This is a genomic window from Streptomyces sp. NPDC050161 (assembly GCF_044460025.1).
GTDB lineage: Bacteria > Actinomycetota > Actinomycetes > Streptomycetales > Streptomycetaceae > Streptomyces.
Genome location: NZ_JBITJM010000003.1, coordinates 380,181 through 395,312 on the forward strand (window position 1 = coordinate 380,181; position 15,132 = coordinate 395,312).

General features: G+C 69.9%; 12 protein-coding genes. 5 read left to right on the plus strand and 7 right to left on the minus strand.

The genetic code is table 11. The features are described 5' to 3' along the window. Positions 1 to 91 precede the first annotated feature (91 nt). Entirely contained in the window at positions 92 to 1,009 is a 918-nt protein-coding gene (locus tag ACIBK8_RS07075) for an oxygenase MpaB family protein (RefSeq protein WP_399040756.1), read from the plus strand. Between the two features lie 4 nt (positions 1,010 to 1,013). On the opposite strand, the gene ACIBK8_RS07080 is transcribed toward ACIBK8_RS07075, so the two are convergent. After that, a complete protein-coding gene (locus ACIBK8_RS07080) occupies positions 1,014 to 1,625 on the minus strand; it encodes a class I SAM-dependent methyltransferase (RefSeq protein ID WP_399040576.1) in 612 nt (203 codons plus the stop codon). Next, positions 1,622 to 3,109: a purine-cytosine permease family protein gene (locus tag ACIBK8_RS07085; RefSeq protein WP_399040577.1), complete on the minus strand. Its 1,488-nt coding sequence runs from the start codon at positions 3,107 to 3,109 to the stop codon at positions 1,622 to 1,624. Before ACIBK8_RS07085 ends, ACIBK8_RS07080 begins: the two co-directional genes overlap by 4 nt. Positions 3,110 to 3,403: 294 nt before the next feature. Between ACIBK8_RS07085 and ACIBK8_RS07090 the strand changes: the two genes are divergently transcribed. Beyond that, the gene (locus ACIBK8_RS07090; protein ID WP_399040578.1) at positions 3,404 to 4,018 is read left to right on the plus strand and encodes a GTP-binding protein; all 615 of its coding nucleotides are present in this window, start codon (positions 3,404 to 3,406) and stop codon (positions 4,016 to 4,018) included. A 129-nt stretch (positions 4,019 to 4,147) separates the two neighbouring features. Here the strand turns inward: ACIBK8_RS07090 and ACIBK8_RS07095 are convergent, their stop codons facing one another. Then, complete coding sequence (locus ACIBK8_RS07095) at positions 4,148 to 4,576, minus strand: PPOX class F420-dependent oxidoreductase (protein WP_399040580.1); 429 nt, start codon at positions 4,574 to 4,576, stop codon at positions 4,148 to 4,150. A gap of 173 nt (positions 4,577 to 4,749) precedes the next feature. Between ACIBK8_RS07095 and ACIBK8_RS07100 the strand changes: the two genes are divergently transcribed. After that, a complete protein-coding gene (locus ACIBK8_RS07100; protein WP_393681306.1) occupies positions 4,750 to 5,157 on the plus strand; it encodes a roadblock/LC7 domain-containing protein in 408 nt (135 codons plus the stop codon). A 79-nt stretch (positions 5,158 to 5,236) separates the two neighbouring features. Next, positions 5,237 to 6,130 carry a DUF6397 family protein gene (locus ACIBK8_RS07105; RefSeq protein WP_399040582.1) on the plus strand — a complete coding sequence of 298 codons (894 nt, stop codon included), beginning with the start codon at positions 5,237 to 5,239 and terminating at the stop codon, positions 6,128 to 6,130. Here ACIBK8_RS07105 and ACIBK8_RS07110 read toward each other — a convergent pair. Both ACIBK8_RS07110 and ACIBK8_RS07115 read right to left on the minus strand, forming a co-directional pair. Next, positions 6,061 to 6,927 (minus strand): acyl-CoA thioesterase, encoded by an 867-nt coding sequence (locus tag ACIBK8_RS07110; RefSeq protein ID WP_399040583.1) that lies wholly within the window; start codon positions 6,925 to 6,927, stop codon positions 6,061 to 6,063. The two genes, ACIBK8_RS07105 and ACIBK8_RS07110, sit on opposite strands and share 70 nt — an antisense overlap. Positions 6,928 to 6,976: 49 nt before the next feature. Next, positions 6,977 to 9,490: a DEAD/DEAH box helicase gene (locus ACIBK8_RS07115; RefSeq protein ID WP_399040757.1), complete on the minus strand. Its 2,514-nt coding sequence runs from the start codon at positions 9,488 to 9,490 to the stop codon at positions 6,977 to 6,979. 133 nt (positions 9,491 to 9,623) lie between these two features. Between ACIBK8_RS07115 and ACIBK8_RS07120 the strand changes: the two genes are divergently transcribed. Further along, entirely contained in the window at positions 9,624 to 10,415 is a 792-nt protein-coding gene (locus ACIBK8_RS07120) for a metal-dependent hydrolase (protein ID WP_399040584.1), read from the plus strand. Between the two features lie 242 nt (positions 10,416 to 10,657). Here ACIBK8_RS07120 and ACIBK8_RS07125 read toward each other — a convergent pair whose 3' ends face one another. After that, a complete protein-coding gene (locus ACIBK8_RS07125) occupies positions 10,658 to 12,439 on the minus strand; it encodes an ABC transporter ATP-binding protein (protein WP_399040585.1) in 1,782 nt (593 codons plus the stop codon). Further along, the gene (locus tag ACIBK8_RS07130; protein ID WP_399040587.1) at positions 12,436 to 14,544 is read right to left on the minus strand and encodes an ABC transporter transmembrane domain-containing protein; all 2,109 of its coding nucleotides are present in this window, start codon (positions 14,542 to 14,544) and stop codon (positions 12,436 to 12,438) included. The genes ACIBK8_RS07125 and ACIBK8_RS07130 overlap by 4 nt, the downstream gene beginning before the upstream one ends. Positions 14,545 to 15,132: the final 588 nt, after the last annotated feature.

The following is a 15,132-nucleotide window of genomic DNA, read 5'->3' on the forward strand; positions in this document are numbered from 1 at the left end:
GCAGACCGGCCGTACTTCCTTGCGCCGTCCGTGAAGCACCCACGAAACGCCTAGAATTGACGTTTCGACGATGGAAGGGGCGGGACACCAGGTGCGGCGCTATGACTGGCTGAAGGAGATCCGGCGGCTCGACCCGGAGCGTGACTTCCTGCGGATCTACCGCATCACCGCGACGTACGAATTCCCCTGGGACCTCACCCGGGCCCTGGAACTCGCCCTCTACCGCACCTACGCGGTGCCGAGCATCGGCCGGCTCCTCGCCAGGACCGCGGAGCTGACGGACCGCACCCAGAAGCGCTACGACGACACCGCCCTCCTCCTGGACGCCGTCGTCGAGCACGGTTTCGACGGCGAGGACGGCCGCGCGGCGATCCGCCGTATCAACCAGATGCACCGCAGTTACGACATCAGCAACGACGACATGCGCTACGTCCTGTGCACCTTCGTGGTGGTGCCCAAGCGCTGGCTCGACGCGTACGGCTGGCGGCGCCTGAGCAGGCACGAGACGCAGGCGATGGCCGCGTACTACCGCACTCTCGGCCGCCACATGGGCATCACCGAACTCCCGCAGACCTATGAGGAGTTCGAAAGCTGCCTGGACGACTACGAGGCGGCGCACTTCGACTGGGACGAGGGCGCCCGCAAGGTTTCGGACGCCACCTTGGACCTGATGGCGGGCTGGTACGGCCCGCTCGCACCGGTGGTACGCGGCGCCAGCATGGCCCTCCTGGACGACTCCCTGCTGACGGCTTTCCGGTACGAGCGGCCCAGGCCCGCGGTCCGTACGGCCGTCCGCTCCGCGCTGCGGCTGCGCGCCAGGGCCGTGCGCCTGCTCCCGCCGCGCCGCAAGCCGCACTACGCCCGGCAGAACCCCGAGATCAAGGGCTACCCCGACGGCTTCCGGGTCGCCGACCTCGGCACGTTCCCCACCGCGCGGCGCACCGGCGCCTGCCCGGTGCCGCACACCGAGCGTCCCGATGCGCAGCAGGAGCCCGGCCGCCCCGTGTGACGGCTCAGTCCCTGCGGACCGCCAGCGCCAGGAAGCGGCTGTCCTCGTCGGCGTACCGGACGAGGTCCCAGCCGCTGTCGGCAAGGAGGGGCCGCAGGTTCGGCTCCGCCCGTAGGTCGTCGGGGGTGAGCGGGTGTCCCTTGCGCGCGGCGAGAGCTGCCCGCCCGATGGGGTGGAACAGTGCCAGTCGGCCTCCGGGGCGCACGGTTCTGGCGAGTTCGGTGAGGTTGCCCGCCGGGTCCGGAAGGTGGGAGATGAGTCCGGCGGCGAAGACGGCGTCCAGCGTTCCGGCGCCGAGCGGCAGCCGGCCCGCGTCCGCCAGGAGCAGGCAGGCGGCGGCGTCCCGTCCGGCCCGTACGGCGGCGTGCAGCATCTCGGGGGTGAGGTCCGCGCCCAGGACGGTGCCGCGCGGGCCCACGGCGGCGCGTAGCGCGGGCAGGGCGCGTCCCGTTCCGCAGCCGGCGTCCAGGACCCGGTCGCCCTCCCGCAGGCCCAGCTCGGCGACGCCTGCGGCGTAGGCGGGGCCGTCGTCGGGGAAGCGACTGTCCCAGCCTGCCGCGCGCGGCGCGAAGAACGCCCGGACGTGCTCCGTGCGCTGGGTGTGGTCGTCGGTCATCGGGCTCCTTCGGTGGCGGCTCGGCCCGCCAGGGGTGCGGTGGCGGCGTAGAGGACGGCTGCGACGGCCAGTGCCACCACGACGCCGAGGTTCATGGCGCCCAGTGTGCCGTGCGCGGCGGATGCGGTGAGCAGGAAGCCCACCGCAGGGGCGATGTTGGGGTCGGCGGAGGTGATCAGGCCGAGGCCGACGGCCGTGGCGGCGGCGAGCGACAGCACGGCGGGCCACCCCAGGGTGCGCGCCGACGCCAGGTCGAACCCGGTGCGGCGCCGACGCCACTGCTCCACCAGGAAGACGGCCGTCCACGCGGCCATCGCCACACCGACGACGGACAGGAACGCCTGGAACGTGGCGAAGAAGCTGGGGGAGACGAACAGGACGTACCAGCCGCCCACCGCCATCAGGACGCCGTCCACCAGCACCGCCAGATGCCGGCGGACCGGGATCCCCAGGGCCAGCAGCGACATGCCGGAACTGTAGATGTCCATGATCGCCCCGGAGGCGAAGCCCCCGATGGCGGCCAGCAGATACGGCACCAGGAACCAGGTCGGCAACTCGGCGGCGAGCGCGCCCATGGGGTCGGCGGCGGTGGCCGCGGCGAGCTTCGGGTCGTTCGCGTCGAGCAGCACGCCGAAAACCAGCAGGACCAGCGGTGACAGGACGCCGCCCAGTGTGGTCCAGCCGGCGATCGCCCGGCCGCTGCTGTGACGCGGCAGGTAACGGCTGTAGTCGGCGCCGCAGTTCACCCAGCCCAGCCCGAGCAGCGTCATCGCGAACACGATGCCGCCGACGAAGGTTCCCGCGTCTCCCGGTGTGCCGTGCCGGAGGGCGGCCGGATCGATGCGGCCGGCCATCAGCGCCATGTAGACCGCCGTCATGGCGGTGATGGCCGCGGTCAGATATTTCTGCACCTTCATGATCAGTGCGTGCCCGAAGATCCCGACCACGACGACGGATACGGCCGTCACGGCGAAGCACAGCGCCTGCGCCGTGGTCGTCGGAGTCGTCCCGTCCGCTTCCGCGAACACGGTCGGCGAAAGCCGCGCCAGGACGGCCGAGCCTCCCAGGGAGGACAGTGCGACCAGCACCGTCTCCCAGCCGACGTTGGAGACGTAACTGAACAGCGTGGGCAGCTTGTTGCCCTGCCGCCCGAAGGAGGCCCGGCCGATGACCATGGTGGGCGCGCCGGTCCTGGCGCCCGCGACGGACACCATGCCGACCAGGAGGAACGACAGCACGTACCCGGCAGCCCCGGTGACGACGGCCTGCAACGGGCTGAGCCCGAGCCCCACGATGTACACGCCGTAGGCGATGGACAGGAGGGAAAGTCCTGAGGCGGCCCACGGCCAGAACAGGGCCCGGGGCGTGCCGTGGCGTTCGGATTCCGGTACGGGGTCGATGCCGTTGCGTTCGACCACGCCTGCCGACGGGTTCGCTGCGGTGCCACATTCCGGGCGGCGTTCCGACGACTCCTGCTGCGTCATGCGCCCATGATCCCGCACGATCCCCCCGCGATAGGGAACGATCGCCATCGGTCAACTCCGGTCAGTGGGTGGGGAATCGGCATACCCGATGCCCAACTACACCGACCAGTAAGCGAATTGATCATGTGTATCCGGAAGAGCTTTCCCGAAAATCAAGGAATTCCTCATGGGGCAGGGGTACGGTCCTCGCCATGGATTTCGGACGGCGCTCAGCCGCCCGCGGCTCCGGTCACCGAGCCGTGCATCCGATCACCCCGTGACGCACGGGGACCTGCATCCTGGAGGAAACGGCCGATGACAGCCGCACAAGGGGATCCGAACGGCGCTGCCCTGGACCCCGGCCCCGACCTGGCGCTGAAGATCCTGGTGGCCGGCGGCTTCGGGGTGGGCAAGACAACGCTGGTGGGATCCGTCAGCGAGATCCGGCCGCTGCGCACCGAGGAGCAGCTCACTTCCGCGGGCGAATCGGTGGACGACACGGAGAAGGTGCACCGCAAGACCACCACCACGGTGGCCATGGACTTCGGCCGCATCACCATCAGGTCGGGCCTGTCCCTCTACCTCTTCGGAACCCCGGGCCAGGACCGCTTCTGGTTCCTGTGGGACGACCTTTCGGACGGTGCCCTGGGAGCCGTGGTGCTGGCGGACACCCGGCGCCTGGAGGACAGCTTCCCGGCGGTCGGCTACTTCGAACGGCGCGCCATCCCGTTCCTGGTCGCCGTCAACTGCTTCACGGAAGCCCGCTCCCACGGCGCCGACGAAGTGGCCCGCGCACTCGACCTGGACCGCGGCACTCCGGTGGTGCTCTGCGACGCGCGTGACCGCGACTCCGGCAAGGAAGTGCTGATCAGGCTGGTCGAGCATGCCGGGCGGCAGTACACATCCCGCGTACTCGATTCGGTCGGATGAGCCCCGGGGCCGGGCGGGACCGCCCGGCCCCACCACGGCCTACGGGGCGTACGCGCCGGGTGCCCCGCACGGGGAGGCGGGCGGTGTGCGGCGCACCGCGCGTGCGCCGCCCCGTCTGCCGCTCACCCCTCAGGAGGCGAGTTCCGCCACGGCCACGGCATGGTCGACCGTGACCCGCACCACCAGCTCTCCGGGCACCCCGTTCCGCGCGCCGTACTCCTCTGCACGCTCCTCACCCATGTAGCGGGCCGCGATACGCGTGGCCCAGTGGCGCACCTCCGCCACCTCGTCATTGATCTCCGCCGTCCCCTGGAGGGTGACGAACGTGAAGGGCGGCCGTTCGTCGTCGACGCACAGCGCCACCCTGCCGTCGCGCAGCAGATTGCGGCCCTTGACCGTGTCCTTTCCCGTGTTGAACACCAACTCGTCGCCGTCCAGGAGGAACCATACTGGGGCCACGTGCGGGCTGCCGTCGGCCCGTACGGTCGACAGCTTGCCGGTGCGGGTTCCCTCGGAGACGAACTTCTGCCACTCGTCCTTGGTCATCTTTCGTGCCATGTGCACATACTCCCCATCCGGAGCGCCGGCGCGGAGCAGGGCACGCCGGGCGGTGGGGCCGCACTGCAGGGCCGCTTGCCGAGACGCCGGAGGTGAGCCACGCTGGCACGGCAGTTGTGGACGGGCTGCCGTCCGCGTCGCGGGCGCGGACGGGGACACGGGGAGGAACCGGCATGGCACTGACCAGCGGACTCGACTGGCTGCTGGACGATCTGACCAACCGCGTGGAGAAGGTACGGCACGCGCTGGTGCTTTCCAACGACGGGCTGGTCACGGGCACGAGCCAGGAGCTGACACAGGAGGACGCGGAACATCTGGCCGCGGTCGCTTCGGGACTGCACAGCCTCGCGAAGGGGACGGGACTCCATTTCCGGGCCGGGCGGGTCCGGCAGACGATGGTCGAATTCGATGACGCGGTGCTGTTCGTGACCGCGGCAGGCGAGGGCAGTTGCCTGGGCGTACTCGCGGGCGCGGAGGCCGACATGGGACAGATCGCCTACGAAATGACCCTGCTCGTCAACCGCGTCGGCGAACACCTCGCCGTCGCGGCACGGCAGCCGCAAAGTTATCCACAGGCTTGAGGCGTGGGTTGACCGACTGTCATCCCCCCTCGCTACAGTCGTGACTGTCAGTGATCGACCGAGCTGTGGGGGAACAGACATGACTGTGATGTGCGACGGGCAGCAGACGCTCGCCACGGGGCGAGCCGCCCGCGAACTGGAGCTGAGGACCGGCGAGTTGGAACTCGCCACCCAACTGGGGGAAGTACGCACCGTACCCGCAGGAACCGACAACCGGCCCGGCGGCGGCGCCCCACTGAACCGCCGCCGCGTCCCGGCGGAGGAGATCGTCAGGCTGCAGGCCGAGCCGGGCTTCCCGGACACCCTCCGGGAACGGATCCGCACCGTCGGGACGACGGAAGCCGCCGAACTCATGGGCATCGCACCCAGCCGCTTCCTGCGCCTGACCAGGTCAGGCTGCTTCGGCCCCGTCAGGTTCTACGTCAACCGCTACGGCGCCCTCGTCTGGCTCTACCTCGCCGCGGAGGTGGCCGACTTCGCCGACCGCGAACCCGAACTCCTACGGGGCAACACTCCCGCGGCGATGCGCGTCATGCTCGACGACGGACAGGACTGGCGAGCACGCCAATGGCGCGGGCGGCGCGTCGCCCAGCTCATGGGACAGACGGCGGACCCCTGGGAATCGGCCGCGGTCATCGCCGCCGTACTGCCCCCGGAAGAATGCGCATCCGTCGTCGGCGACCCACTGGAGCGGTCCCTGCTCCGCCGCCTCAAGCCGCACTTCGCCTCCGTGATCACGGCCACCGCCGCCGCACGGGAATCCTTCGAACGCGTCCTGACCGCCGAGGAGTTCGACGAAGTGCTGTGGTACCGCGTCAACCTCTCCCGGGCCCTGGAGGAGGCCCGCCGGGAAGCCCCCGACCGCCTCCGAGCGGCCTCCGGGCCGTCCACGGCACGCCGACGTCAGCCGCCCAGCTTCCTGAACAGCCCTTCCTGGACGACGGACACCAGCAGCCTGCCCTCACGGTCGTAGATCGCCCCACGGGCCAGCCCACGGCCGCCCGTGGCGATCGGTGACTCCTGGTCGTAGAGGAACCACTCGTCCGCGCGGAACGGCCGGTGGAACCACATCGCATGGTCGAGGGAGGCCATGTCGAAACCGCGCGGGCCCCACAGCGGTTCGACCGGGACACGCACCGCGTCCAGCAGCGTCATGTCACTGGCGTAGGTCAGCGCGCAGGTGTGCACCAGCGGATCGTCACCCAACGGGTCCACCGCCCGCATCCACACCGTGCTGCGCGGCTCGGCACCCTCGACCTCGTCCGCGGTCCACCGCAGTCGGTCGACATACCGCACGTCGAACGGCTGCCGGCGGGCCATCCGCTGGAGCGCATCGGGCAGCGCACCCAGCCGCTCGTGCACCTCTTCCGTGATTGTCGGCAAACCCTCAGGTCCGGGCACCCGACGCATCGGCAACTGATGATCGAAGCCGGGTTCCGGCTTGTGAAAGGAGGCGGTCAAATTGAAGATCGTGCGTCCCTGCTGGACGGCGACGACCCGGCGGGTGGTGAAGGACCGCCCGTCGCGGACCCGCTCCACCTGGTACACGATCGGCACCCCGGGACGGCCCGGCCGCAGAAAATACGCGTGCAGCGAATGGACCGGCCGGTCCCGCTCCGTGGTCCGCCCGGCAGCCACCAGCGCCTGCCCGGCGACCTGCCCGCCGAACACCCGCTGCAGGGACTCCTGCGGGCTGCGACCACGGAAAATGTTGACCTCGATCTGCTCCAGATCCAGCAGATCGACCAGCTTCTCGGCCGAACCCGTCATGACCGGTGATCCCCCATCGCCTCCGGGGCCGGCGTCCGCCGACCCTCATTCACAGCTGACCCACATCCGTGACCCGCACCACCGCGCGCCCCTCCTCGTCGGAGGCGGCCAGATCCACCTCCGCGGAGATGCCCCAGTCATGATCGCCGTTCGGGTCGGCGAAAGTCTGCCGCACCTTCCACAGCCCGTGCTCCACGTCCTCATCGATCTGCAGCAGCTTCGGGCCCCGCGCGTCCGGACCGGTGCCCAGCTCGTCGTACTCGTCCCAGTAGGCGTCCATCGCATCGCCCCAGGCGTCGACGTCCCAGCCGGAGTCGGCGTCCATCTCGCCGAGCTCCTCCACCTTGTCCAGCGCCGCCAGCTCCACCCTGCGGAACAACGCATTGCGGACCAGAACCCGGAACGCCCGCGCATTCGACGTGACCGGCCGGACCTGATCGGCCCGCTCCGCGGCCTGCTCCGCCGTCTCCACCTCGGGATTGGCCAGCTGCTCCCACTCGTCCAGCAGGCTGGAGTCCACCTGGCGCACCATCTCGCCGAGCCACGCGATGATGTCCTGGAAATCCTCGGACTTCAGATCGTCCGGCACGGTGTGATCCAGCGCCTTGAACGCACTCGCGAGGTAACGCAGCACGATTCCCTCGGTGCGCGCCAGCTCGTAGAACGACGTGAACTCCGTGAAGGTCATCGCGCGTTCGTACATGTCGCGGATCACCGACTTCGGCGACAGCGGATGGTCACCGACCCACGGGTGGCTCTTGCGGTACAGCCCGTAGGCGTGGAACAGCAACTCCTCCAGCGGCTTGGGGTATTCGACGTCCATGAGGCGTTCCATGCGGTCCTCGTACTCGACCCCATCCGCCTTCATCTGGGCGACGGCCTCGCCACGCGCCTTGTTCTGCTGCGCCGCGAGGATCTGCCGCGGATCGTCCAGCGTGGACTCCACGACCGAGACCATGTCCAGCGCGTACGACGGCGACTCCGGATCCAGCAGGTCGAACGCCGCGAGCGCGAACGTCGACAGCGGCTGGTTCAACGCGAAGTCCTGCTGAAGGTCCACGGTCAGCCGTACGATCCGGCCCTCCGCGTCCGGCTCGTCCAACTGCTCCACGATGCCGCCGTCCAACAGCGACCGGTAGATCGCGATGGCCCGACGAATGTGCTTGAGCTGGTTGCGGCGCGGCTCGTGATTGTCCTCCAGCAGATGACGCATCGCCGTGAAGGCATTGCCCGGCCGGGCGATCACCGACAACAGCATCGTGTGCGTCACCCGGAAACGCGAGGTCAGCGGCTCGGGATCGGAGGCGATCAGCTTCTCGAAGGTGTTCTCGCCCCAGTTGACGAAACCCTCCGGCGCCTTCTTCCGCACCACCTTGCGGCGCTTCTTCGGATCGTCACCGGCCTTCGCCAGCGCCTTCTCGTTCTCGACGACATGATCCGGAGCCTGCGCCACGACAAACCCCGCCGTGTCGAAACCGGCCCGCCCCGCACGCCCGGCGATCTGGTGGAACTCCCGCGCCCGCAGCGTCCGCACCCGGGTGCCGTCGTACTTCGTCAGCGCCGTGAACAACACCGTGCGGATGGGCACGTTGACCCCCACACCCAGCGTGTCCGTACCGCAGATCACCTTCAGCAGACCCGCCTGCGCCAGCTTCTCGACCAGCCGACGGTACTTGGGCAGCATGCCGGCGTGGTGCACGCCGATGCCATGACGGACGTAACGCGAGAGATTCCGACCGAACTTGGTCGTGAACCGGAAATTCCCGATGAGCTGCGCGATCTCATCCTTCTCCGCACGCGTACACATATTGATGCTCATCAACGCCTGCGCCCGCTCCACCGCCGCGGCCTGCGTGAAATGCACGATGTACACCGGCGACTGATGCGTCTCCAACAGCTCTGTGAGCGTCTCCGTCATCGGCGTCGCACGGTACTCGTACGACAGCGGAACCGGCCGGGTGGCCGACCGCACGACCGACGTCGGCTTCCCGGTGCGCCGGGTCAGGTCCTCCTCGAACCGCGACATGTCGCCGAGCGTCGCCGACATCAGGATGAACTGCGCCTGCGGCAGCTCCAGCAGCGGAATCTGCCACGCCCAGCCCCGGTCCGGCTCCGCGTAGAAATGGAACTCGTCCATCACGACCTGCCCGATGTCGGCATCCTTGCCGTCCCGCAGCGCGATCGAGGCCAGCACCTCAGCCGTGCAGCAGATCACCGGGGCGTCCGCGTTGACGGACGCGTCACCGGTCAGCATGCCGACGTTCTCGGTGCCGAACAGCTTGCACAGATCGAAGAACTTCTCCGACACCAGCGCCTTGATCGGCGCCGTGTAGAAGGTGACCTGATCATGGGCGAGCGCGGTGAAATGGGCGCCCGCCGCCACCAGACTCTTACCGGAGCCCGTGGGCGTGGACAGGATGAGGTTCGCCCCCGAGACCACCTCGATCAGCGCCTCCTCCTGGGCAGGGTAGAGAGTGATCCCCTGCTGTTCGGCCCAGCTCGAAAAAGCTTCGAAGAGGGCATCGGGGTCGGCGTCTTTCGGCAAATGATCGATAAGGGTCACGCCCCCATACTGCCTGCCCTCGACCCGTATCCGGGAACCGGCCACTCATATGGAGATCATCTGACGCTACGCTGTGTCGCCGACCAGGCGTCAGAAACACGAGATCCAAGAAAACAAGGGGTGGAGAACGACCATGATGGGACCGGCGCATTCGCTGTCCGGAGCCGCGGCCTGGCTGGGAGTGGGAGCGGCAGCCGCGACCGCCGGGTATCCGATGCCCTGGCCCGTGCTCGTCTGCGGAGCTCTGATCTGCGCCGGGGCGGCGCTCGCCCCCGACCTCGACCACAAGTCAGCCACCATCTCGCGCGCCTTCGGACCGCTCTCGCGCATGCTCTGCGAGCTCGTCGACACCCTCTCGCACGCCGTGTACAAAGCCACCAAGATGCGTGGCGACTCGAACCGCGCCGGAGGGCACCGCACGCTCACCCACACCTGGCTGTGGGCGGTCCTCGTCGGCGGCGGAATGTCCCTCCTCGCCACCCAGGGCGGACGCTGGGCGGTGCTCGGCATTCTCTTCGTCCACATGGTGCTCGCCATCGAAGGTCTGCTGTGGCGCGCGGCACGCGTCTCCAGCGATGTCCTGGTGTGGCTGCTGGGCGCAACCATGGCCTGGATCCTGGCCGGCATCCTCGACCAGCCGGGCAACGGCGCGGGCTGGCTGTTCACCGAACCGGGCCAGGAGTACCTCTGGCTCGGCCTGCCGATCGTCCTCGGCGCACTGGTCCACGACATCGGCGACGCCCTGACGGTCTCCGGCTGCCCCGTGCTGTGGCCCATCCCGATAGGCCGCAAGCGCTGGTACCCAGTGGGCCCGCCGCAGGCCATGCGCTTCCGGGCCGGCAGCTGGATCGAGCTGAAAGTTCTGATGCCCGCCTTCATGCTGCTCGGCGGCATAGGCGCCCTGGGAGCCCTCGGCTACCTCTGACCGCCCCGCCACAGCCCTGCCACCGTCGCCACCACGGCAGCGACAGCCACCTCGGCCACCTCGGTCCGCCCGGTGCGGCGGGGGCGGCGGCCCACGGAGCCTCACGGCGGCGGGCTGTCCGTAACGCCGTAGCCCGTTCCCGCCCGATGGACGGAGCACCGACGGTCCACGCGCGCCGGAAGCACTACGGCGCCACGGTCCCGAGCCGGAGGACGGCCCGGGACCGGCACGGACCTCCGCCGTCAGCTGTGCCAGGAGCGCCAGAGGGCCGCGTAGGCACCGTTCGCGGACACCAACTCCTGATGGCTGCCGAGTTCGCTGATCCGGCCCTGCTCGACAACGGCGATCACATCCGCGTCGTGCGCGGTGTGCAGACGATGGGCGATGGCCACGACCGTCCGCCCGTCCAGGACCTTGGCCAGGGACCGTTCCAGATGCCGGGCCGCCCGCGGGTCGAGCAAGGAGGTCGCCTCGTCCAGCACCAGCGTGTGCGGGTCGGCCAGTACCAGACGGGCCAACGCGATCTGCTGCGCCTGCGCCGGGGTCAGCGCATGGCCACCCGAACCGACCTCGGTGTCCAGCCCCTTGTCGAGAGCCTTGGCCCACGCGGCGGCGTCCACCGCGGCCAGCGCCGCCCACAGTTCGCCCTCGGTAGCCCGCGTACGGGCGAGCAGCAGGTTGTCACGGAGCGACCCCACGAACACGTGATGCTCCTGATTGACCAGCGCCACATGCTCACGGACCCGTTCCGTCGGCATCTCGGAGAGCGCGGCACCCCCCAGGGTGACCGTGCCGGCGCGTGGCCCGTAGATACCGGCCAGCAGCCGCCCCAGCGTCGACTTCCCCGCGCCGGACGGCCCCACCAGCGCCACCCTCGCGCCGGGACGGACCCGCAGCGACACCTCGTGCAGCACGTCCACCCCCGCCCGATAGCCGAAGTACACCTCGTCGGCGTGCACGTCCCGGCCGTCGGGAGCCGTCGTCTCGTCGGCGGCTTCCGGCTCGATTTCCCGCACACCGACGAGCCGGGCGATGGACACCTGCGCCACCTGCAACTCGTCGTACCAGCGCAGGATGATGGCGACGGGCTCGGCCATCATCTGGGCGAGCAGCGCACCGGTCGTCAGTTGACCGGGGGTGATCCAGCCCTTCAGGACGAACACCCCGCCGAGCATCAGCACCGAACCGTGGAGCAGCACATGGGTCACGTTGATGACGGGGAACAGCACCGAACGAAGGAACAGTGTGTATCGCTCCCACTGCGTCCACTCGCGTACCCGGCGCTCGGAGAGCGCCACCCGCCGGGCGCCCAGCCGGTGCGCCTCGATGGTGCGCCCGGCGTCCACGGTCTCGGTGAGTGCCGCGGACACCGCGGCATAACCGGCGGCTTCGGAGCGGTAGGCGCTCGGGGCGCGGGTGAAATACCAGCGGCAGCCGATGATGAGCAGAGGGAGGGCGACGAGGACGGAGAGGGCGAGCGGCGGCGCGGTCATGGTGAGCCCGCCGAGCAGAAGGATGATCCACACCGCGCCGATCGCCAGCTCCGGCACGGCCTCGCGCATGGCTTCGGCGAGCCGGTCGATGTCGGTGGTGATCCGCGACAACAGGTCGCCGGTGCCGGCCCGTTCGAGGACGCTCGGCGGGAGCGCCACCGACCGTACGAGGAAGTCCTCGCGGAGGTCCGCCAGCATCCGTTCGCCGAGCATCGCCCCGCGCAGACGCACGAGGCGGACGAAGACGGTCTGCAGGGCCAGCGCGACGGCGAACACCGCGATGGTCGGCGCCAGTTCGAGTTGCCGTGCTCCGGTGGACAGATCCTCCACCAGCCCGCCGAGCAGATAGGGGCCGACCATTGAGGCCACCACGGCTGCCGCGTTCACGCTGATCAGCACGGTGAAGGCGCGGCGATGGCGGCGGATGAGGCCGCCCACGTAGGCCCGTACGGTCGCGGGGGAGCCGACGGGCAGGGTCGTGGCGGTCTGCGGGGCATCCGGATCGTGCTCCGGTGGCGCCAGGCCGATCATGAGGTCTCCTTGGAGTGGGCGGCTTGGGCGGCTTGGGCGGCTTGAGCGGCCTGGGCAACCTGGCTGGTTTGGCTGGTTTGGCCGGTCTCGTTGGTGTGGTTGGCCGGGGTGCCGGCGGGTGGGGCGTGTTCGGGTGCGGGGGTGGTGGAGGGGGGTGGGGCGGGGGCCCCACCCGGAGGAGCCGGTGCGGCCGACTCTGCGGGATCGGTCTCGCGGGTGACGACGGCGCGGTAGGCGGGGGTGGTGTGCAGCAGTTCGCGGTGTGTGGCCTCGGCGGTGACCTTGCCCTCGTGGAGGAAGACCACGTGGTCCGCCCTGTCCAGGAGAAGGGGGCTGGAGGTGAGGACGATCGTCGTGCGGCCGGTGCGGATGTCGCGGAGGCCGTCGGCGATGCGGGCTTCGGTGTGTGAGTCGACGGCGCTGGTCGGTTCGTCGAGCACCAGCACCTCGGGGTCGGTGACCAGCGACCTGGCCAGGGCGAGCCGCTGGCGCTGGCCGCCGGAGAGCGACCGGCCGTGTTCCGTGATGCGGGTGAGCATCGGGTCGCCGGACTCGTCGACGGATGCCTGGGCCAACGCCGTCAGGACATCGCCGCATTGCGCGGCCGACAGCGCCTCGTCGATGCCGATGTGTCCCGACGAGGGCACGTCGAGGAGTTCGCCGAGGGTGCCGGAGAGGAGCGTGGGGTCCTTGTCCTGGACGAGGACGGCGGCGCGGGCGGCGGTGCGCGGTACGTCGTCGAGCGGGATGCCGCCGAGGAGTACGGAGGTGGCCGTCCCGTTGAGGTGCGTTGTGGTGGGTGGGCCGGAGGCGGAATCCGGGGTGATTCCGGGGCCGACAGCGGGGGACTCCGCGATGTCGGCGGCGGTGAGGGGAAGCTCTGGGTTCGACGGGGCGTCACCAACACCCTTGGTGTCGCGGGTGTGTTGCTCCTCGGCGTCCGGGGTGGGGTCCGGCGGGTGTCCGCCGAGGCGGTCGGCGAGGCGGCCTGCGGCGTCGGGGTCGCCGCAGACCACGGCGGTGAGCCTGCCTGATGCGGCAGTGAGGCCGGTGACCGGGTCGTGCAGCTCCCCGGTCAGCGGTCCGTGCTCGGTGAGCCGGCCGCCGGCGGGGCGGCTCAGGGCCAGTACGCGGGCGGCGCGGTTCGCCGATGGCCTGGAGAAGGAGTACGCCATGGCGATCTCTTCGAAGTGCCGGAGCGGGAAGAGCAGGAAGGTGACCGCGCTGTAGATCGTGACGAGTTCGCCGACCGTGATGCGGCCGTCCAGCGCGAGCCGGACCCCGTACCAGACCACCGCGATGAGCAGCAGCCCCGGCAGGGCTACCTGGACGGCCGAGATCAGCGACCACATCCGGGCGCTGCGGACGGCGGCCTTGCGGACTTCCTGGGAGGCGCTGCGGTAGCGGCCGAGGAACAGTTCTTCGCCGCCGATGCCGCGAAGTACGCGGAGTCCGGCGACGGTGTCGGAGGCCAGTTCGGTTGCCCGGCCTGCCTTTTCGCGCTGGGTGTCGGCGCGCCGGGTGGCGTGCGGCAGCAGCGGGAGCACGGCCAGCGCCAGGACCGGCGTGCCGATCGCCACCACGATGCCGAGGGCCGGTTGGTAGAGCACCAGCCAGACGCAGACGCCGACCGAGGTCACGGCAGCCGAGCCGAAGCGGGAGATCCCTTCGACGAACCATCCGATCTTTTCGAGGTCGCCGGTGCTGACGGCCACGATTTCTCCGGCGGCCACCTGCCTGGTCATGGCGGAACCCAGCTCGGTCGTCTTGCGGGCGAGCAGTTGCTGGACCCGGGCGACGGAGGTGATCCAGTTGGTCACGGAAGAGCGGTGGAGCATGGTGTCGCCGAGTGCGACCAGGGCACCGAGGAGGATGAGGAGCCCGCCGGCCAGGGCCAGTTGGTCACCGGAGCGGTCCACGACGGCTTGCACGGCGAGGCCGACCGGCAGCGGAAAGGCGGCCAGAGCACCGGTGTGCACCAGGCCCCAGAGGAGGGCCTTGATCTGCCCGCCGAGCTGCTTCTTGTAGAGCCAGAGAAGGAATTTGCCGCCGGTTCGTACGTCTGGGTCGCCGGGGTCGGGGAACGGAAGATCGCGAATCTGCATGATGTCCAGGGGCGTGGTTGTGGTGGGTGGGGATGGAGGGAGGGAGGGGGAGGCTGCCAGTGGGGGTGAGTGCGAGGTGCCGACCGTCGCAACCGGTGACCCGCAACCGGTAACCGGCCCGTGTGACGAGCAGGACGAGTAACACGCCGTCACCAAGCGGTTGTTGACGGCAGGCGTGCCATAGCAGGCGCGCCACGGTCGACCGCGTATGACCGACCGCGCATGACCGACCATGCGTGGCTGGCCGCGTATGACCGACCCCCTATGACCGACCGCGTACGGCCACCCGCAGGTCCAGCCCGAGCGATCACGCTTCAGGAAGTGGCAGGCGCCGCCCTCCCCAGCGAGCGCCGACAGCCGGAGCGGAGCCGTCCGCCTCCACTCCGGCTCGTGTCCGCCCGCACCGCCCGCACCGCCCGTGTCCGGACCCCCGTGCGTCCAGGCCGGGACACATGCGGGACCGCTTACGTCCAGGGCCGCTCACATCGGTTTCATCGCTCACATCCGTGTCTTCTGTGCCTTGCTTTGCCTGGCCTGGCCTGGCTTGGTTCGTGTCCGTGCCGGTCGGTGCGTATGTCCACGGTCGGT